Raw genomic sequence first — 19,875 nt, 5'->3', positions numbered from 1 at the left:
TTCCGCCACGGCAGGCGTGGGGCCCGGCACCGCTACACCGGGGTCAGCTGATCGACGAGCCAGCGGTCGTCGACCTTCTGCAGCGACACCCGCACGCGGCTGCCCGACGTTCTGGCGTCGGGGGCGTCGGCGCTCGTCGTCGTCTGGTTGAGGTACAGCAGAACCACCGCCTCGTCGGGTGTGGTCGACACGGGCGCGGCGGCCTGTACCGACACCTGCACGGTGAGTTGCTTCTCCTTGGCGCCCGGCGCGATGGTTTCCTGCACGAGCGTGGTGTAGTCGTCGCGGAACGAGCCGGTGAGTCCGTCTGCGGCAGCCGCCAACTGGCTGTCCACGTCGGCGAAGTCGTACGCCAGCATCGCGACGGCCTGCTTGCCCGCGGCGTCGACGGCCTCGGTGCGCGCCTGCTCCGACAGTTGATCCTGCCGGTGGTCGTACCACAGGAAACCCACCCCGACGGCGAGGGCGACCACCACCACCGCGGCCGCGATCTTCAGCGCTGTCTGCTTGGTGACGGCGAACTTTCGCTTGTTTTCGTTGTTGTCGCTCATGGGACGAACTCCACCTTCGATGCGGTCAACTTGCCGTCGACGTCGCTGACGGTCACTCGCATTCGGAAGTCGCGCGGTGAGGGTTCCGGCTGTTCCTTGCTGCTCACCATCGTCCGCGCGGCCACCAGAACGTTCGCCGAGATCGAGGTCTCGCTCCCGTTCTCGACACCGGCCTCGATGACCTGGCCCTCGGTGGTCACGTTCGCGTCCCGCACGACGCCGACGAACGGATCCTCTCGGCCCTGGAACTCTTCGAGGAATTGACCCGACGCGCCGGCGATGATCCGGTCGACGTCTTCCTTCGCGGTCTCGGGATGGATGGTTGTCAGGTTGAGCACCGTCTGCCGGGCCGTGTCGACGAAGGCCTGACGGCGATCGTCCCGTTCGCGTGCGGACCGTTGGTCGAGGAGCAGGACCACCGCCGCGACGACGAGTGCGACGACGACCACCGCGGTAACGCCCCACGCGAGCAACGACTTCAGTGGACGACGCTCCTTCGGCGCGTCGAGCGCCGGAGCTTCCTGGGCCGGGGCCTTCGTCGTCGAGACCTTCGCTTCCTCGGGCTCGGCTTTCGCGTCCCCAGGCTTGGCGAGGACCACCGGCTTCGGTGCCTCGGTCTCCCCCACCGGCGGGCCTGCGTGCCGGACGGCCCTTCGCCTGCTCCGATCCTTCGCCGCGGGTGACTGTTCGGTCGCCTGCTCCGCGGAGTCGGTTGCGCGCTCGTCTGTGCTGGAACTCAAATCTGCTGACCTGTCATCATCGTCTGCCACGTCGAGTCCTTTCCCTGCACCGCCAGATCCGGTTGGGTGTACGTCTTTCCATCCGAACCAATGAAGCTACCGGTGGCCGGGTCGTAGGGCACGGCCGCAACCGGTGCACCCGCGGCGCCTTCGTAGGAACTCGGAACGGCTGTGTACGAGGGTACATCCGGCGGCATGATCGGCCCGTACGGCGGGTTGTTGCCCGACGCCTCCCAGCCCTCGCGGCACCCCTCGACCGTCGGTGCGCGACGTCCCGGGAACTCCATGCACGGCAGGTTCCGCGCGCCACGCACCACGGACGGGTCGTCCGGAGCGGCCTTGCAGTACAGGTCGTTCGGTGTCGCAATGGGGTCGGTCTGATCTCCAGACCGGCGTTGCTCCGGAGGCAGGAATCCCGTCGTGCACGCCGGCGGGTCGTGCAGTTGCAGGGCGAAGTCGACGATCGCGCCGTCCTCCACCGGCCCGCCCGTCGCCGCCGTCACGAGCGCCGCGGTGAGGGGCGGGTAGATGACCAGAACCTGCTCGATGCTCTTGTTGTAGATCACCCCGACCTGGCCGACGCTCACCAGATTCCGCAGCAGGATCGGCAACGTCGGCTGCAGGTCCTGGAACAGCTGGGTGGCCTCCTGTGCCGTCCCTGGGCCCTTCTCCAGCACCGACCGCAGGCTCGGGTCGCTCGCCCGCAACTGGTCGGTGAACGTCACCAGGTCCTGGGTCCACGACCGGATGGCGTCGCTGCTGACCGTCTGGGTGTCGAGTAGTGGGCCGACCTGGTCGATCAGGGCCTTCGTCGCGTCGCTGTTCGCGTCGGCCTCCTCGACGAACAACCGGGCCGAGTCGATGAGCCGCTGCAGGTCGGGCCCGGATCCGTTGAACGCCGTGAACGCCTCGTCGATCACCGTCTGCAGCCTGGTGTCCGAAATGCTGGCGAGCAGTTCGTCGGCCTGGTCGAGCATCTCGCCGACGTCCTGCGGAATGGTGGCCCGATCCAACGGGATCACGTCGCCGTTCGCGAGGTACGGTCCGTCGGCCTCGGCGGCGCCGTCCCGGGGAATCAGATCGACGTACTGCTCGCCGACCGCCGACACGCTCTTGACTGCCGCGTCGACGTCGGCCGGTATCTTGTAGTCGCTGTCGAGCGACATCTTCGCTTCCACACCGTCGCCGGTGAGCGTGACGTTCTCGACGACACCGATGTTGGTGCCGCGGTAGGCGACGTTGGCGTGGGAGTAGAGCCCACCGGTGGACGGCAACCGGACACTGACCTCGTAGCGCCCGACGCCGAACAGCACCGGCACCTTCACGTACTGGATCGACATCACCACGAGCCCGATGACGGTGAGAATCGAGAAGATGATCAGCTGAATGCGAACGAATCTCGTCATTCTCATGGTGTCGGCGCCCCTCCCAGTTGCGGCGGAAGGCCCGGTATCTGCGGCAGTCCGGGTATCTGCGGAAGCCCCGGAATCACCGGCGGTGCGGGTACCGGCTTCGGAGCCGGCTGCAGGGGTGCTTGCAGCGGATCGCCCGACTGCCCGGCCACCCCGGCGAGCGACCCCACGGCGCCCTCGACGCCGCCGAGCGATCCGCCGAGGCCTGTTCCGGTCAGGAAGTTGCTGTCGACGCGCTCGTTGGTCATGTCGATCGTCATCATGAGGTTCGCGTAATCACCCTGAATCGCCTTGTCCATCGTCTTCATCGGGAAGGGGTACGTGAGCATCAGAGTCAGCACCTCGGTCAGCGCGCTACCCGAGTTGGCGAGCTCACGCAGCACCGGTGTGAGGTTCGCCAGGTTCGCTTTCAGTTCCTCGCCGCTGCTCTCCACGAGACGGGAAGCGGTGTCGCTGAGCTTGCCCACCTCGACCAGCGCGGTGGTGAGGTTCTGCCGTTGGGTGACGAGCACTTCCAGCGCCGGCGGGATGCCGTCCAGCGCCGCGTCCAGGGTGGCCTTCTGCTCATTGATGGTGCCCGACAACCGGTCGAGTCCCTCCATCGCGCCGATGATGTCTCCGCGCTGCTGATCCAGGCTCGTGACGAGCTGGTCGAGCTGCGGGAGAAGGTCCCGGATGGAGTCCTCCCGGCCACCCAGTGCGGCGTTGAGTTCCTGGGTGATGTCGTGGATCTGGGCGATGCCGCCACCGTTGAGTACCACCGACAGTGACGACAACGTCTGCTCGGTGGTCGGGTAGGCGCCCGCCCGCTCGGTGGGGATGACGTCGCCGTCCTCGAGCCTGCCCTCGGGCTCGGTGTCGGTCGGCGGAGCCAGTTCGAGGTGCTGCGAGCCGAGGAGGCTGGTCTGGCCGATCTTGGCGGTCGCGTTGGCAGGCAGTTGGACGTCGCCGTTGATCGAGACGGTGACCAGTGCGTGCCAGTCCTGCACGTCGATGCCGGTCACCGAACCCACCGTAACGTCGTTCACGCGGACCGGCGAGTTCTGCGACAGCGTCGTGACATTGGGCATCTGGATCTCGACCGTGTAGGCGTCGTCGCCCTGCCCCTCGGTGCCCGGTAGGGGAAGCGAGTTCAGCCCTTCCCACTCGCACCCGGTCAGGGTGAGGGACAACGTGATCGCCACGGCCGCGACGGCGCCGCGACGCACCCGTGTGTGCTTCGTCATCGCCCACCTCCCGGCTGCAGCAGATCGTTCAGGTCCTTGGGCACGGCGACGGTCGGCATCCCGGCGAGGGTCCCGGTCATCGGCGGCGCGGACCGCGGGGGTACGGACGCCTCGAGACTCGGCGGGGTGAATTCGATCTGGTCGGGGAATGCGTTCACACCCGTCGTCGGGTTGGTGAGTATGGGCAGGTAGTTCGCCGTCAGCGAGTTCAGGACCGGCGACAGGTACTGGGTGCACAGATCCGCGCTCCGGTTCGCCTCGTTGGCCTGCAGGCTCTGGATGGCACCGCACATGAAGTTCACGGGGTTCCCGAAGTTCGCCATCGCGACCGCACCGACCAGTGAACCCTGCGCCGGCTTGTAGATGTTGCTGAAGTTGGCCAGCGCCGTGGGCGCGACGTGGAGCACCTGCTCGATCTGCGGCCTCTTGTCGGCGAGCACCTGGGTGGCGTCGGCCAGGCGGCCGACCTGTTCGCTGAGACTTGCCCGGTTCTCCACGACGAACCGGTTGACGTCGCCGAGGGCGAGGTCGAGATCGTTCAGCGCGGTTCCGAGTTCGTCGGAGTTGGTGGCGAGCATGTTCGACACCGACGCGAGCCGGCCCTCGAACTGGACGATCTGCTCGTTGCTCGACGACAGTGCCGCCACGAACGTCTGCAGGTTGCGGATGGTGGAGAACAGGTCGGTCCGGCCGTCGGACAGGGTCCGCATGGTCTCCGACAGTTCCCGCAGCGTGTTCCGCAACGACTCTCCGTTGCCGTCGAGGTTGTCGGCGGCGGTGTCGATGAACGTGCCGAGCGAGCCTTGCGGGTCGGCGCCCTGCGGTCCGAGCGCCTCCGACAGCTTGTTCAGCTCGGTCTTGATCTCGTCCCACTCCACGGGGACGGCGGTGCGCTCCACGGGGATGCTCTCGCCGTCGCCCATCGTCGGCCCACCCGCGTACACGGGTGTCAGCTGGACGAACCGTCCCGACACCAGGCTGGGTGCGACGATGACGGCCTTCGCGTCGGCCGGAATCTCGACGCTCTTCTGCACGTTCATCGTGACCCGCGCGAAGTCGGCGCCGGGTTCGATCGAATCGATCGTCCCCACCTTCACACCGAGGACGCGGACGTCGTCGCCCGAATACAGCCCGGTGGTCGCCGGGAAGTAGGCGGTGATCGTGTTCTGGAAGAGTTTGGGCACGAACATCACTGCGGCGCCGACGATCAGCACCACCACGACCGCGGCGACGCCGCCGCGGATCAGCCACTTCTTCCGCGTGTTGGTGATTTCCGGGTTCGTCGTCATCGCGGCGGTTCCCTCAGCTCGATGGACGGACCTGTCTGCAGGTAGGCCTGGAGGTCGTTGGGGAGATGCTCCGGCCAGGTCACCGCGTCGCTGAGCCCCTGGAACAGGTTGCCGATGCCGATGTTGTAGACGTACGCCATGAAGAACGGGCCGCTACCGACCGACTCGCCGAGCTGAGTGGCGTACGGCGCGAGGCCGTCGAGTGCCTGCGAGATGTTGTCCTTGTTCCGCTGCAGGATGTCGACCACCGAGTTCAGCTTGTCGAGCGTCGGTTTCATCTGCTCCTCGTTGTCCTGGACCAGTCCCGTGAGCTGCCGGGACACCGCGGAGATGTTCACGATCAGCTGGCTGATCGCCGTGCGGCGGCGGTCGAGCTCGCCGAACAGCTGGTTCCCGTCGACGATCAGCGAGTTGATCTGCCCGCTGCGCTCGGCGAGGATTCCGGTCACGTTCTCGGCACGCGAAAGCAGCTGTCTCAGCGTCTCGTCCCGCGAATTGATGCTCTCCGACAACCGGGTCAGGCCGTCCAGCGCGGTGCGCAACTCGGGCGGTGTGTTCTCGAGAGCGCCGGACATCGCGTTCAACGCGTTGTTGACCTCGTCGGTGTCGAGTTCGGACACGGTGGTCGACAGATCGCCGAGCGCGTCGTTGAGAGAGTACGGAGAGTTGGTGCGCTCCAACGGAATCGTCGACCCCACCTGCATCGTGTCGTGCCCGAGCGGGGTGACGGCCAGCGACTTGCGCCCGAGAACGGTGTTGGTCTTGATGTTCGCTTCGGTGGCATCGCCCAGGGCGATGCCGTCCTGGATCGTGAACGTGACGAGCACGTGCTGCTCGTCGAGTTCGACCTCGGCGACCTTCCCGACGTCGACGCCGGCGAGGGTCACCGTGTCGCCGGTCATCAAACCGCCCGCGTCCTCGAAGTAGGCGGAGTACTGCGTTCCGCCCGAAAGGAATTGCAGCTGATCGTATTGCAGGGTCGCGATCACGATCATGCTCGCGATGGCGACGCCGATGATTCCCACCTGCACGGGATTACGTTCGCGCTTCATGGCTACGGTGCACACCTCCCTGCCGTCTGACCGCCCGGCATGTTGAGGAGCAGATCCGATCCGTCCGGGCCGGAGAACTTGAACTTGACCGTGCAGACGTACATCTGGAAGAAGCTGCCGTACGTGCCGATGCGGATGAGCCTCCGGTAGGCGTCGGGCAGATTCTGGAACACCCAGTCGAGGTCGTCCTCCCCCGCCTGGAGCTGGGTTGCAGTGCGGTTGGCCTCGGCGATCGTACTCTGCAACGGTGGCCGCGCACCTTCGAGCAGATTCGCGAGATCGCCCGTCGCCCCCGCGATGCGGGGAATGGCGTCACCGATCTGATCGCGGTCCTGGGAGAGCCCGCTGACCAGCTGCTGCAACTGGTCGAGCGTCGACCGGAACTGGTCGCCGCGGTCGTTGATGGTCCCGAGAACCTGGTTGAGGTTCGTGATCACCTCGCCGATCAACTGGTCCCGGTCGGCCAGGGTGTTCGTGAACGAACTCGTGCTGCCGAGGAGCGAGACGAGCGTTCCGCCCTGCCCCTGGAACACCTGGACGAGGGCCTGGGACAGGTCGTTGACCTGCTGCGGGTCCAGTGCCCGCAGCAGCGGTTTGAACCCACCCAGCAGAAGGTCGAGATCGAGTGCGGGAGAGGTGTTCTCGACGGGAATGGATCCACCGTCCGGCAGGGGTTCCACCGATCCGGCGCCTTCGAGAAGTTCCATGTACCGGTCGCCGACGAGGTTCTCGTACCGCACCGTGGCCTTGGTCCCGTCGAACAGCGAGTGTTTGGTGTCGACGGTGAAGTCGACGTCGGCGAGGTTGTCGTCGTCGATGCTCACCTTCTCGACGGCGCCGACGGGAACGCCGGCGATGCGCACCTTGTCGCCGGGCTTGAGCCCGGACACGTCGGTGAACGTGGCGTGGTAGCCGTCGGAGCTGCTGAACCGGTACTGGCTGAACACCAGGGCGAGTCCGGCGAAGATCACCGACATCACCGTCGCGAAGATCAGCAGTTTGACCGTGGTCGCTCGCACAGTCACTGCCCACCCTGCCCGGGGTACACACCCGCGAACAGCAGCTGGAACACCTTGGGCAGGTGCACCTGGACTTCCGTCGACGGCACGAACGGCACCGTTCCGGTGTCGGCCACGACGAAGTTCGCATGCTTGCTGAGATCGGGGTTGGGAAGGCCGTGGCAGTTCGGCCCACCTGTCGCGTTCACTTTCGGCAGGTCCTTCGGATAGGTGTACGGCTCCTGCCCGTACATGAAGCTGGCGCTCAATGCGATACCCGGCTGATTGCCGCCGATGAGCTGTTCGGCGAGGGGGATCACATTGTTCAGGCCGACGATGAAGCAGGAGATCTCGGGCGAGTACTCGGCCAGCAGATCCGTCGTCGGGAGCAACAGGTCGAGAGCGGAGTCCAGGTTCTGCTCGTTCTCGGTCAGTACGGTGTTCGCCGTGTCGGCCAGCCCGGTGACGTTGAGCAGCACGGCATCCAGGTTGTCCTGTTCGTCGACGACGGTGCCGCTGGTGGCCGTCGCGTTGTCGAGCACCCGCAGCAGATCCGGTGCGGTGTCGGCGTACACGTCGGTGACCTGCGCGGCCTTCGCCAGATCCTCCTGCAGCTGCGGCAGACTCGGATTCATCTTCGCCAGATAGCTGTCGCTCTGCTCGAGCAGGGCGCCGAGTTCGTCGCCGCGCCCCCGCAGCGCCGAGGCGATGGCACCGAGCGTGGCATTGAGCTTCTCCGGCTGCACCTGGGTCAGGACGTCGGACAGGTGCTGGAAGACCGTGTTGAACTCGACGGTGACGTTGTCGGACGCGATGACGTCCCCCGCCTGAAGAGGGGTGGACGACGGGTTGTCCGGCATCACGAAGTTGACGTACTTGGCGCCGAACACGGTGGTGGACTTGATCTCCACGGTGGCGTTGGAGGGAATCAGCGACATCATGTCGGGGTACATCGCCAGTTTCAGCTCGGCGCCGTCCGTCACGTGTTCGATGGAGCCGACGCGGCCGACCTCGACGCCGAGGAGCTTGACCTTGGCGTCGGGTTCCATCACCAGCCCGGAGCGATCCGACGTGACGGTAACGGGCGTGGTCTCGCTGAAGGTTCCGTTGAACATGGCCAGTGACACACCGATGATCGCGAGAAGACTCACGACGAGAACGAGTGCCGCGAGCTTCTTCTTCCCACCCGAATCAGTCATCTACCGGCACTCCTATCCCGAAAGGTTGAAGTTGCCGGACCCGCCGTAGATGGCGAGCGAGATGAGCAGGGTGACGGTGACGACGGCGATCAGCGAGGAGCGCACCGCGTTGCCGACGGCCACACCGACGCCGACCGGACCGCCCGAGGCGTTGAAACCGTAGTAGGTGTGGATGAGCATGATCGCGACCGCCATGACGATGGCCTGGGCGAACGACCACAGGATGTCCGTGGGTATCAGGAACGTCGAGAAGTAGTGGTCGTACACGCCGGACGACTGGTCGTACAGCACGACCGTTGCGAACCGGCTCGCCATGAAGGACGCGATCACCGCCAGGGCGTACAGCGGGATGATGGCGATCATGCCCGCCATCACGCGTGTGCTGACCAGGTACGGGATCGAGGGGATCGCCATCGTCTCGAGCGCGTCGATCTCCTCCGAGACGCGCATGGCGCCGAGCTGGGCGGTGGAGCCGGCGCCGATGGTGGCCGCCAGCCCGATGCCCGCGATGACCGGCGCCGCGATACGCACGTTGATGAAGGCCGCGAAGAAGCCGGTGAGGGCCTCGACGCCGATGTTGCCGAGCGAGCTGTACCCCTGCACGGCGATGGTGCCACCCGTGAACAGGGTCAGGAAGCCGACGATGACGACCGTTCCGCCGATCACCGCGAGCGCACCGGTGCCCATGCTGATCTCGGCGATGAGCCGCAGCGTCTCCTTCGGGTAGTGCATCAGGGCGCGGGGCGCCCATCCGATGGCACGCGCGAAGAACAGCGCCTGCTCACCGAGCCGGTCGATCGAGCGGGACGCCGACGCGAATCGTTTGCGAGTTCGGGGAAAGCGCCCGGCCGCCGCTAGTGCCATCTACTCCACCACCATGTCGATCACCCTGCCGTCAGCTTGATGCCGACGGCGGTGACGAGAACGTTGACCACGAACAGGGCCATGAACGAGAACACGACGGTCTGGTTGACGGCGTCACCCACGCTCTTCGCGCCACCCCTGACGTTCAGGCCGAGGTAGGCGGCGACGAGGCCGGCGATCATGCCGAACAGACCGGCTTTGACTTCCGAGATCACGAGCTCCCCGAATCCGGTGAGCAGGGTGATGCCGTTGACGAACGCACCCGGGTTGACGTCCTGGATGTAGACCGAGAAGACGAAGCCGCCGAGGATGCCGATGGTGCAGACCAGCCCGTTGAGCAGGAGCGCCACGACGGTCGAGGCCAGCACACGGGGCACGACCAGGCGGTGGATCGGATTGATACCCAGCACCCGCATCGCGTCGATCTCCTCGCGGATGGTGCGGGCGGAGAGATCCGCGCAGATGGCGGTGGCGCCTGCACCCGCCACGATGAGCACGGTGACGATGGGGCCGACCTGGGTCACGGTGCCGAGAGCGGCGCCGGCGCCACTGAGGTCGGCCGCGCCGATCTCACGGAGGAGGATGTTGATCGTGAAGCTCACCAGCACCGTGAACGGGATGGCCACCAGCACGGTGGGCACCATCGAGACCCGGGCGACGAACCACGCCTGGTCGACGAACTCGCGACGTTGGAAGGGCCTCGAAAAGACTGCCCTCAACGTTTCGCCCGACATCGTGAAGAACCCGCCGACCGCACGCAACGGCACCTCGAGGAGGTCTACCATCCGTCCTCCTCGTCCATGATCTCGCCCAGCACCGACTGTCAGTTCGAGCCCAGCCCCCCAACGGTCTGTGACTCAGGTCATATTAACTAGAACGTGTTCACCTGTCAAAGGTGGTCGCTCATCAGCATGAATCGTCCCACATCCAGTACGACCCGAGGGCCGAATTCGACCGAAATGCCGGGCGTGTCTCCGTCCGATCGGACCCGTCGATTCACGCCGAGCGGGAGTACCGAGTCGTGGACCTAAGATGTTATAGCACAAGAACTTTGAGCGAAATTTACCAACTGCCGACGAACGCCGGGATCGTCGTCGACCCCGGTTCTCGGCGACCGCACACGGAGGCCGGCCTCGGGAGCCCCCAGGCCGGACGGGCAGGCTCGATCGAACTGGTCGACGACGGCAGAACTAGAACACGATCTAGTCATATCCGGCACACCTCTCGAACACCCCACCACGGTCACCCGGCACCCGCTCCGCCGCTCTTCAGTTGCCTTCAGTATCGCCCATCGCGGGGGCATTACCTGCGGAAACGATACGGAAACCACCTTCGTGTCGGTTCTTCGGCCCCGGAGACGCAGATCAGCCCAGTTCGCGTAGCGCCGCGGCGGCCGAGAACATAGCGGCAGGATCCCGATCCGCGAAGTAGTTCCCGAGCTCCGCCGCGAGCGCACCGGGCGTCCACCCACCGTCCGCGGCGTCGAAGCGCCGCTCCACGACGGGTGCCGCCATCAGCGCCACCATCGGGCCGTAGACGACGAAGACCTGGCCGTTCACGGAGTCGGCGGCGGGCGATGCGAGGTACGCGACCAGCGCGGCCACGTGCTCGGGCGACAACGGGTCGACCCCCTCGTCCGGTGCCTCGCCGAAGACGTTCTCCGTCATCGACGTGCGGGCCCGAGGGCAGATCGCGTTGGCCCGGACGCCGTACCGGGACAGCCCACGGGCCGCCGACAGCGTGAGCGCCGTGATGCCCGCCTTGGCGGCGCCGTAGTTCGCCTGCCCCTCGGGGCCGAGCAGTCCCGCCTCCGAGGACGTGTTGACGATGCGCCCGTACACCGGCGCCCCGGCCTCCTTCGACTTCCCCCGCCAATACGACGCGGCGGCGCGGCACAGCAGGAAGTGGCCGCGCAGATGAACCTTCAGCACGAGGTCCCAGTCTTCGTCGGACATGTTGAACAGCATGCGATCCCGTGTGATGCCCGCGTTGTTCACCAGGATGTCGAGGCTGCCGAGCCGGCTCTGCGCAGCCTCCATGATCGCGTCGGCGGTGGCCCGTTCCCCGATGTCGCCCGCCACGAACTCGACCTTCGCGCCAAGGCCCCTGATCTCCTCGAGAGTTGCCTCCACGGCGTCGTTCGCGACCAGGTCGTTGACCACGACGGACGCGCCCGCGCGGGCCAGTGCGATCGCCTCGAACTTTCCGAGACCGGATCCGGCGCCGGTCACGACGGCGACCTTGCCGTCCACGTTCACATCGCGGTCAGCCACAGCATTCATGAACACGCTCTCCTGGTTCTGTGCACTCGCCGGAGGTCGCGAACCACGACACGGCGGTAGGTCGACGTCACTGTAGAACGTGTTCTCATTCCGGGCAACAATCCTCAGGGATGCTCGGTGAGCGCGGCCCTCGGGCACTGGGCGATCGCCGTACGCACGTCGTCCTCCCGGTCAGCGGGAGGAACGGCACTCGAAATGTGCAGCTGATCGTCGTCGTCGAGCTCGAAGATGTCGGGTGCGATCCCCACGCACACACCATTGGCCTCACAACGGTCGAAATCGACTCTGACCTCCATGGCAACCCTCACTTCTCCTCGTCTCGTCACTCGCGGATCCGGGTGCCGCCGAGCTGTGGCGCACTCCGTTCCTGCGATAACACTAGAACCTGTTCCAGTCGTGTGCAATGATTCGTTCCACGACTGCGAGCACGCCTACCGGGCACGCTTCGGGGCCGGCCGGGGCCGACTCCGCGAATGCACCGCAGAGACTGGAACCTGTGCCAGATTTCAGCTGATTCCGCTCTCGGACTGGAGAGGTATTTCGATGCACATCACCTACACACCGCAGCAGCAGCAGCTGCGGGAAGAGCTGCGCGCGTACTTCGCGAAGCTGATGACGCCGGAGCGTCGAGAGGCACTGGCCGCCACCACCGGCGAGTACGGCGAGGGCAACGTCTACCGCGACGTCGTCGCCCAGATGGGCAAGGATGGCTGGCTGACGCTCGGGTGGCCAAAGGAGTACGGCGGCCAGGAACGGTCGGCCATGGAACAGCTGATCTTCACGGACGAGGCCGCCATCGCCGGCGCCCCGGTCCCCTTCCTCACCATCAACTCGGTGGCGCCCACGATCATGCACTTCGGCACCCCCGAGCAGAAGTCGTTCTTCCTGCCCAAGATCTCGGCAGGCGAACTGCACTTCTCGATCGGCTACTCCGAGCCCGAAGCGGGCACCGACCTCGCCAGCCTCCGCACCACCGCCGTCAAGGACGGCGACGACTACGTCATCAACGGCCAGAAGATGTGGACGAGCCTGATCGCGTACGCCGACTACGTGTGGCTGGCGTGCCGCACCGATCCCGAAGCCAAGAAGCACAAGGGCATCAGCATGCTGATCGTCCCGACCACCGCCGAAGGCTTCTCGTACACGCCGGTCCACACGATGGCGGGTCCGGACACGAGCGCCACCTATTACCAGGACGTCCGGGTACCGTCGTCCGCGCTGGTCGGCCCGGAACACGGCGGGTGGGCACTGATCACCAATCAGCTCAACCACGAGCGCGTCGCCCTGACCTCCGCCGGGCCGGTCCTCACCGCCCAGCGTGAAGTGCGCGAATGGGCGCAGAACACCAAGTTGCCGGACGGCCGCCGGGTCATCGACCAGGAATGGGTGCAGATCAATCTGGCCCGGGTCCACGCCAAGGCCGAGTACCTCAAGTTGATGAACTGGGAGATCGCCTCCTCTACCGACCACGCGCCGGGCCCGGAATCGGCGTCGGCCAACAAGGTCTACGGCACGGAGTTCGCCACGGAGGCGTACCGGCTGCTGATGGAGATCCTCGGCCCTTCGGCCACGCTGCGGCAGAACTCCCCCGGTGTCCTGCTGCGCGGGCGACTCGAACGGATGCACCGGTCGTCCCTGATCCTCACGTTCGGCGGCGGAACCAACGAGGTGCAGCGCGACATCATCGCCATGACCGCCCTCGGCCTGCCCCCAGCGAAGCGTTAGGACCACGACAATGGACTTCACCCCCACCGAGGCCCAGCACGACCTGGCCGGCCTCACCCGAGGAATCGTCTCGGACCTCGTCACCAACGACCGGCTGCGCGAACTCGACAACGCGGAGGACCGCCTCGATCGCCGGCTCTGGTCCGCCCTCGCGTCGTCCGGCGTGCTGAGCGCCGCGCTGCCGGAGTCGGTGGGCGGCGACGGTTTCGGCGTCCTCGAGCAGTGCAGCATCCTCGTCGAACTGGGGCGCGCCGTCGCGCCGGTGCCCTATCTGTCGTCGATCGTGATGGCGGCAGGCGCGATCGCGAAATACGGGACCGAACAGCAGCGTTCCGACTGGGGCACTCCGGCCGCGAGTGGAGAGAAGATCCTCACCGTCGCCCTCGACGAGGAACTCAATGACAATCCGGGTGCGCCCGTCACGCGTGCCGAACCCGGCGCGGGCGGGTGGACACTCGACGGCACCAAGATCGTGGTCGACGCGGCACCGTCCGCCGACCTCTTCCTGGTCCCGGCGACCACCCCGGACGGTGTGGCCGTCTTCCTCGTCCGTCCCGACGACGCCGGAGTTACCGTCACCCGCCAGCAGACCGTCGACCTGGCCAGTACCGGTGAGGTGACCCTCCACGGAGTGTCGCTGACCGACGACCGCGTGCTCGGCGCCGTCGACCAGGGCGGCGAGATCGTGGACTGGCTCGTCGAGCGCGGCTCGCTCGGAGCCTGCGCATACCAGTACGGCGTCCTCGACGAAGCCCTGAAACTCACGGCGGCTTACGCCCGCGAGCGGGTGCAGTTCGGGCGGCCCATCGGCAGTTTCCAGGCCGTGGCCCAGCGACTCGCCGACGGCTACATCGACGTGAAGGGCGTCCGGCTCACGCTGTGGCAGGCGGCGTGGCGGCTCAGTGAGGGCCTACCCAGTGAAGGCGACATCCAGACCGCCAACTTCTGGGCGTCCGACGCCGGACACCGGGTGGCCCACACCCTCGTCCACGTCCACGGCGGCGTCGGACTCGACGAGGACCACCCCGTGCACCGGTACTTCCTCGCCGCCAAGGCACTCGAGTTCCGGCTCGGTTCGGCCACCCAGCAGTTGCGGATCCTCGGCGCCGAACTGGCCACCGTCCCGGCATGACCGCCACGCTCGCCCGCACGGTATCGGACCTGCTCCTGGGCGTCTCGAAGTCCGACGCCCAGGGCCTGTACTTCGAGGACCGGTTCCTGTCGTGGTCCGAACACGTGCAGGCGAGCCTGCGGCGCGCCGCGATCCTCGAGGACCTGCTCGATGCACAGCGGCCCCGGCATTTCGGTGTCCTGATGGACAACGTCCCCGAGTTCTCGCTCCTCGCCGGGGCGGCGGCGCTGTCCGGCGCCGTGCTCGTGGGGCTCAACACCACTCGACGCGGAGAAGCGCTTGCCCGCGACATCGCGCTGGCCGACTGCCAGGTGGTCTTTACCGAATCCGGGCGGTCCGCGCTGCTGGACGGTCTCGACCCTTGTGTCCCCGTCGTCGACGTGGATTCGCCGGCATGGTCCGCCCTGCTCGCCGAGGCGCGGCCCGAATTCACGCCGAGGGCCGCCGCGGCCGAAGACCTGTTCATGCTCATCTTCACGTCAGGCACGAGCGGCGATCCGAAGGCGGTGCGCTGCACCCACGCGAAGATCACCGGCCCCGGCATCATGCTCGCCGAACGCTTCGGACTGACCCCGGACGACGTCGTGTACATGTCGATGCCCATGTTCCATTCCAACGCCATGATGGCGGCGTGGTCCGTGGCGCTCGCGGGACACAGCTCGATCGCACTGCGGCGCAAGTTCTCCGCATCGAACTTCCTGTCCGATGTGCGGAAGTACGGCGTCACGTATGCCAACTACGTCGGAAAGCCGCTGTCGTATGTACTGGCTACCCCCGAGATGCCCGACGACGCCGACAACACGCTGCGGGTGATGTACGGCAACGAGGGGTCCGCGCCCGCGGTCGCGGCGTTCTCCCGGCGCTTCGGCACCGCTGTCGTCGACGGATTCGGCTCCACCGAGGGCGGTGTCGCCATCTCCGCAACACCCGGGGCTCCCCCCGGTTCGCTGGGCAAGCTCCCCGAAGGGATAGCCATCCTCGATCCCGAGACCGGAAACGCCTGTCCGCCCGCCGTGTTCGATTCCGCCGGCCGGGTGGTCAACGCCGAGGCCGCGACCGGTGAACTCGTCAACCTGGCAGGGGCGGGGGCCTTCGCGGGCTACTACAACAACCCCGAGGCCGACGCCGAACGGATCCGCGACGGCAAGTACTGGAGCGGCGACCTCGCCTACCGGGACGCGGCCGGCTTCGTGTACTTCGCGGGACGCAGTTCCGGATGGTTGCGCGTGGACGGCGAGAACATCGGTTCGGCGCCCATCGAACGCATCCTGCTGCGTTACGACGGGTTCGCGCAGGTGTCGGTGTATGCGGTGCCCGACGTCGAGGTCGGGGACCGTGTGATGGCGGCCGTCGTCCCGACTCGCGACTTCGATCCCGTCGCGTTCACCCAATTCCTCGACGCGCAATCCGATCTGGGGCCGAAGCAGCGCCCCAGCCTGATCCGGGTGTGCGCCGACTTCCCGCGGACCGCCACGTTCAAGGTCCTCACCCGGGTACTGAGCGCCGAGGCGGCGAACTGTACCGATCCGGTGTGGGTCCGCGACAGTACCGGCTACTCCCCCATGTGAGTGGCAAAGTGTGCTGGCGCACGCTTTGCCACTCACCTGGGCTACCGGAAGCTGTCGAGGCGGGACACCGCCGAGTCGAAGCCCTTGACGAGTTCGTCCATCACCTCGGCCACCGGACGGATCTCGTTCATCCGGCCGACGATCTGGCCCACCGGCATCGCGACGACGTCCGGATTCTCGGAGGCGGCGATCCGCTGATGCGCCTCGCTGACCAGCAGATTCTGCAGCGGCATCGGCAGCGGCGCCGGCGCGTCCGGCTTCGACCAGGCGTCGGTCCACTTGGTCTTGAGCAGTCGCGCGGGCTTACCCGAATAGATCCGGGACCGCACCGTGTCGGCTGACGTCGCACCGAGCAGGGCGCGCTGGATCGCGGACGGACCCTCGGACGAGGCGCCGCCGAGTTTGTACTCGGAGGTGGTGAGCCAGTACGACCCCATCCACACCCCCGCCGCACCCAGTGACAGCGCAGCGGCGACCTGACGTCCACTACCGATCCCACCGGCCGCGAGGACCGCGACGGAATCACCGATGGCATCGACGATCTCGGGAACCAGCACCATCGACGCGATCTCACCGGTGTGCCCACCGGCCTCGTACCCCTGCGCGATGACGATGTCGACACCGTTCGCGACGTGTCTGCGCGCGTGCTCGACGGCGCCGGCCAGCGCGGCAACCGGAACACCTTTCTCGTGCGCCTGGTCGATGACATCCTTGGGGGGCGAACCAAGGGCGTTGGCGATCAACGCAATTCGATGGTTCAGGGCAACGTCCACGTGTGAGCGCGCCACCGAGTGCAGCCAGCCGAGCACACCGGTCGCGTGTTCGGCACCCGAATCCAGTGGCGGCACCCCCAGCTCCGCCAGGGTCCGGTCGACGAACGCGCGATGTTCCGCGGGGATCAGCGACTCGAGGTCCACCGACGTGCCCTCGGTGGGAACCTTCGCGGGCATCACGATGTCGACGCCGTACGGCTTTCCGTCGGTGTTCTCGTCCATCCACGACAGGACGGCCTCGAGCTCCCCGGGGTCGTTGAACCGGACGCAGCCGAGCACACCCAGACCGCCTGCCCGGGAGATCGCCGCGGCCACGTGCTCCGAGGGAGTGAACCCGAAGACCGGGTACTCGATGCCGAACTTCTCGCTCAAACTCGTGTGCATTTACGCGCCTTTGCTTTCGGGCGAACCGTTGCCGTTGTGGTCGTCGGCCGGACGGGTCTCGGTCTGTTCCTTGGCCCAGCGGTAGTCGGGCTTACCAGCCGGCGAGCGCTTGATCTCGTCGACGAACCAGAGGCTGCGCGGAACCTTGTATCCCGCAATCTCCTTGCGTGCCGCGTCGGCGATCTCGTGCAGGCCCGGACGCGCCCCACCCCGGGTCTGGATGACGGCGGCGACACGCTGGCCGAAGCGTTCGTCGGGAATGCCGACCACGAGGGCGTCGAAGACGTCGGGATGCGACTTGAGTGCGCCCTCGACCTCCTCGGGGAAGATCTTCTCGCCGCCGCTGTTGATGGACACCGAGCCGCGGCCGAGCATCGTCACCGTGCCGTCCGCCTCCACCTGCGCGAAATCGCCGGGGATGGAGTATCGGATGCCGTTGATCTCCTTGAACGTGGCCTTGGTCTTCTCTTCGTCCTTGTAATAGCCGATCGGGATGTGCCCCCTGCGCGCCAGGATGCCGACCACCCCGGAGCCGGGTTCGACCGGGTTGCCGTCCTCGCCGAGGACGGAGGTGGACGCGTCGATCTTCACCGTCGGGCCGCCGCCGTGCGAGTCGCCCTTCGCGACCACACTGAGGCCACCGAAACCCGTCTCGGACGAACCGATGGAGTCGGTGATCATCCGGTTGGGCAGCAGCTCGAGGTACTTCTCCTTGATGCTGGGCGAGAACAGCGCCGCCGAACTCGCCATCAGGAACAGCGACGACAGGTCGTAGGGTTCGCCGCTCGCCTCGTTGCCCTCCACCAGTGCGTCGAGCATCGGGCGCGCCATCGCGTCGCCGGTGATGAAGATGAGGTTGACCTTGTGCTGATCGACGATCCGCCACACGTCGTGGCCGTCGAATTCGGGGTGCATCACGCACTTTCCGCCGCCGAACAGACTCTGGAACACCGCCCACTGACTGCCGCCGTGGATCATCGGCGGGATAGGGAAGCGGGTCATGCCGGGGCTCTCGGCGCCCAGCTTCGCGAGGTCCCACTCGTCCTCGACGTATTCACCGGTCATGAAGTTGATGCCACCGCCGAGCACCCGCCAGACGTCCTCGTGACGCCACATGACGCCCTTGGGTTTTCCGGTGGTGCCACCGGTGTAGAGCATGTACAGGTCGTCGCCAGTGCGCTCGCCGAAGTCGCGGTCGGGTGAACCCTGCGCCAGTGCGGCCTCGTATTCGATGCCCTCGTAGTCGAGATCGCTGCCGTCCTCGACCACGACGGTGGTATTCAGGAGCGGCGTCTCGGGGAGCACGTTCGCCACCTTGTCGGAGTAGCGGCGCTCGTGAACGAGCGCAACCATGTCCGAATTATCGAAGATGTATTGCAACTCGTTCTCGATGTACCGGTAGTTGACGTTCACCATCACGGCACGGATCTTGAAGACCGCCACCATGGCCTCGATGGCCTCGATGGTGTTCCGGCAGTAGATACCCACCTTGTCGCCGGGCTGAACACCCTGTTCGCGCAGGTAGTGTCCGAGGCGATTGGCCCTCTCCTCCATCTGCGCGTACGTCACTTCCCGGTCGTCGGACACCAACGCGACACGGTCCGGAACGAGGTCGATTGCGTGCTCTACGAGGTCTGCGATATTAAGGGCCACGTCAACAAAGTAGAACGTGTTACCGTTTCTGGCAAGACCCAATTTGAGAGCCAGCTCACACACCCTTCGGGAGACTTCAGTGTCCTCTACAACGACCGAGAAATCCGACATTTCGGCACAGTCGCCGCACTGCCTCGTGGAGAAGCGCGGGCACGTCCTGATCGTGACGATGAACCGTCCCGAGGCGAAGAACGCGCTGTCCGGCGAAATGATGGCGATCATGCGGGACGCGTGGGATCAGGTCGACTCCGACCCGGACATCCGGGTCGCCATCCTCACCGGCGCGGGTGGCGCATTCTGCGCGGGCGCCGACCTCAAGGCCATGGTGTCGCAGCACCCCGGCGACTCGTTCTCCGGCGCGGGCGAGCGGAGCGAGGGGAAGAATTCGTCGGGCTGGGACCTGTCGAAAATCGAGGCGCTGCTCAAGGGACGGCGTCTCACGAAGCCCCTCATCGCCGCAGTCGAGGGTCCCGCCATCGCCGGCGGCACCGAAATCCTGCAGGGCACCGACATCCGCGTCGCCGGCGAGAGCGCCAAATTCGGTGTCTCCGAAGCCAAATGGGGCCTCTTCCCCCTCGGCGGCTCCGCCGTGCGCCTCGTCCGGCAGATTCCGTACACCGTCGCGGCCGACATCCTGCTGACCGGACGTCACATCAAGGCCCCCGAGGCCAAGGAGATCGGCCTCATCGGACACGTCGTCCCCGACGGTCAGGCCCTCGACAAGGCCCTCGAACTCGCCGACCTCATCTCCGCCAACGGCCCCCTCGCCGTCCAGGCGATCCTCAAGACCATCCGCGACACCGAAGGCATGCACGAGGAAGAGGCATTCCAGATCGACGCCGCCCTCGGCACCGAGGTCTTCAAGAGCGCCGACGCGAAGGAAGGCCCACGCGCCTTCTCCGAAAAGCGCGCGCCGAAGTTCGAGGGCCGCTGACCCCGAGTGCACTAATCCCGGGCGAATGTACCTTTCGGCGCGTCTGAGGCGCCGAGAGGTACATTCGCCCAGGGTGCGAGGGTTATCCACAGC

The 19,875-nt window shown here is 66.4% G+C and carries 18 protein-coding genes; 4 read left to right on the top strand and 14 right to left on the bottom strand.

What is annotated here, in order from left to right; all coding sequences use genetic code 11:
* Nucleotides 1-32: 32 nt before the first annotated feature.
* From ACFVJ3_RS04970 to ACFVJ3_RS04915, 12 genes are all read right to left on the bottom strand, one after another.
* The gene (locus ACFVJ3_RS04970) at nucleotides 33-551 is read right to left on the bottom strand and encodes a h domain protein (protein WP_378451002.1); all 519 of its coding nucleotides are present in this window, start codon (nucleotides 549-551) and stop codon (nucleotides 33-35) included.
* Nucleotides 548-1,291 carry a hypothetical protein gene (locus ACFVJ3_RS04965; protein WP_378451001.1) on the bottom strand — a complete coding sequence of 248 codons (744 nt, stop codon included), beginning with the start codon at nucleotides 1,289-1,291 and terminating at the stop codon, nucleotides 548-550. The genes ACFVJ3_RS04970 and ACFVJ3_RS04965 overlap by 4 nt, the downstream gene beginning before the upstream one ends.
* Nucleotides 1,288-2,703: an MCE family protein gene (locus ACFVJ3_RS04960; protein WP_378451000.1), complete on the bottom strand. Its 1,416-nt coding sequence runs from the start codon at nucleotides 2,701-2,703 to the stop codon at nucleotides 1,288-1,290. Before ACFVJ3_RS04960 ends, ACFVJ3_RS04965 begins: the two co-directional genes overlap by 4 nt.
* Nucleotides 2,700-3,929: an MCE family protein gene (locus tag ACFVJ3_RS04955; RefSeq protein WP_378450999.1), complete on the bottom strand. Its 1,230-nt coding sequence runs from the start codon at nucleotides 3,927-3,929 to the stop codon at nucleotides 2,700-2,702. The genes ACFVJ3_RS04960 and ACFVJ3_RS04955 overlap by 4 nt, the downstream gene beginning before the upstream one ends.
* On the bottom strand, nucleotides 3,926-5,218 hold the full coding sequence (locus tag ACFVJ3_RS04950) for an MCE family protein (protein ID WP_378450998.1): 1,293 nt from the start codon (nucleotides 5,216-5,218) through the stop codon (nucleotides 3,926-3,928). The genes ACFVJ3_RS04955 and ACFVJ3_RS04950 overlap by 4 nt, the downstream gene beginning before the upstream one ends.
* A complete protein-coding gene (locus tag ACFVJ3_RS04945) occupies nucleotides 5,215-6,270 on the bottom strand; it encodes an MCE family protein (protein ID WP_378450997.1) in 1,056 nt (351 codons plus the stop codon). The genes ACFVJ3_RS04950 and ACFVJ3_RS04945 overlap by 4 nt, the downstream gene beginning before the upstream one ends.
* A gap of 2 nt (nucleotides 6,271-6,272) precedes the next feature.
* On the bottom strand, nucleotides 6,273-7,295 hold the full coding sequence (locus tag ACFVJ3_RS04940; protein WP_378450996.1) for an MCE family protein: 1,023 nt from the start codon (nucleotides 7,293-7,295) through the stop codon (nucleotides 6,273-6,275).
* Entirely contained in the window at nucleotides 7,292-8,467 is a 1,176-nt protein-coding gene (locus tag ACFVJ3_RS04935; RefSeq protein WP_378450995.1) for an MCE family protein, read from the bottom strand. The genes ACFVJ3_RS04940 and ACFVJ3_RS04935 overlap by 4 nt, the downstream gene beginning before the upstream one ends.
* Before the next feature lie 12 nt (nucleotides 8,468-8,479).
* The gene (locus ACFVJ3_RS04930) at nucleotides 8,480-9,331 is read right to left on the bottom strand and encodes an MlaE family ABC transporter permease (protein ID WP_378450994.1); all 852 of its coding nucleotides are present in this window, start codon (nucleotides 9,329-9,331) and stop codon (nucleotides 8,480-8,482) included.
* A gap of 20 nt (nucleotides 9,332-9,351) precedes the next feature.
* Nucleotides 9,352-10,116, bottom strand: coding sequence for an ABC transporter permease (locus ACFVJ3_RS04925; RefSeq protein WP_009477764.1), 765 nt, complete (start codon nucleotides 10,114-10,116; stop codon nucleotides 9,352-9,354).
* A 579-nt stretch (nucleotides 10,117-10,695) separates the two neighbouring features.
* A complete protein-coding gene (locus tag ACFVJ3_RS04920) occupies nucleotides 10,696-11,613 on the bottom strand; it encodes a 3-oxoacyl-ACP reductase (protein WP_378450993.1) in 918 nt (305 codons plus the stop codon).
* Nucleotides 11,614-11,717: 104 nt separating this feature from the next.
* Entirely contained in the window at nucleotides 11,718-11,909 is a 192-nt protein-coding gene (locus tag ACFVJ3_RS04915; protein WP_378450992.1) for a ferredoxin, read from the bottom strand.
* Nucleotides 11,910-12,156: 247 nt separating this feature from the next.
* Between ACFVJ3_RS04915 and ACFVJ3_RS04910 the strand changes: the two genes are divergently transcribed.
* Genes ACFVJ3_RS04910 through ACFVJ3_RS04900 form a run of 3 tightly spaced genes read left to right on the top strand, consistent with a single transcriptional unit; the run spans nucleotide 12,157 to nucleotide 16,038 of the window.
* The gene (locus tag ACFVJ3_RS04910; protein ID WP_378450991.1) at nucleotides 12,157-13,338 is read left to right on the top strand and encodes an acyl-CoA dehydrogenase family protein; all 1,182 of its coding nucleotides are present in this window, start codon (nucleotides 12,157-12,159) and stop codon (nucleotides 13,336-13,338) included.
* Nucleotides 13,339-13,348: 10 nt separating this feature from the next.
* A complete protein-coding gene (locus ACFVJ3_RS04905) occupies nucleotides 13,349-14,470 on the top strand; it encodes an acyl-CoA dehydrogenase family protein (protein WP_378450990.1) in 1,122 nt (373 codons plus the stop codon).
* Nucleotides 14,467-16,038: a long-chain-fatty-acid--CoA ligase gene (locus ACFVJ3_RS04900; RefSeq protein ID WP_378450989.1), complete on the top strand. Its 1,572-nt coding sequence runs from the start codon at nucleotides 14,467-14,469 to the stop codon at nucleotides 16,036-16,038. Before ACFVJ3_RS04905 ends, ACFVJ3_RS04900 begins: the two co-directional genes overlap by 4 nt.
* 41 nt (nucleotides 16,039-16,079) lie before the next feature.
* Here ACFVJ3_RS04900 and ACFVJ3_RS04895 read toward each other — a convergent pair whose 3' ends face one another.
* Together ACFVJ3_RS04895 and ACFVJ3_RS04890 are read right to left on the bottom strand one after the other, a co-directional pair.
* Complete coding sequence (locus tag ACFVJ3_RS04895; RefSeq protein WP_378450988.1) at nucleotides 16,080-17,195, bottom strand: NAD(P)H-dependent flavin oxidoreductase; 1,116 nt, start codon at nucleotides 17,193-17,195, stop codon at nucleotides 16,080-16,082.
* Nucleotides 17,196-18,848 (bottom strand): acyl-CoA synthetase, encoded by a 1,653-nt coding sequence (locus tag ACFVJ3_RS04890; RefSeq protein WP_378450987.1) that lies wholly within the window; start codon nucleotides 18,846-18,848, stop codon nucleotides 17,196-17,198.
* 79 nt (nucleotides 18,849-18,927) lie between these two features.
* Between ACFVJ3_RS04890 and ACFVJ3_RS04885 the strand changes: the two genes are divergently transcribed.
* Nucleotides 18,928-19,782: a crotonase/enoyl-CoA hydratase family protein gene (locus tag ACFVJ3_RS04885; protein ID WP_378450986.1), complete on the top strand. Its 855-nt coding sequence runs from the start codon at nucleotides 18,928-18,930 to the stop codon at nucleotides 19,780-19,782.
* Nucleotides 19,783-19,875: the final 93 nt, after the last annotated feature.

The organism is Rhodococcus sp. NPDC127593 (assembly GCF_042671975.1).
In the GTDB taxonomy this organism is placed as follows: Bacteria; Actinomycetota; Actinomycetes; order Mycobacteriales; family Mycobacteriaceae; genus Rhodococcus_F.
This window is presented reverse-complemented; position numbering and strand designations above follow the sequence as displayed.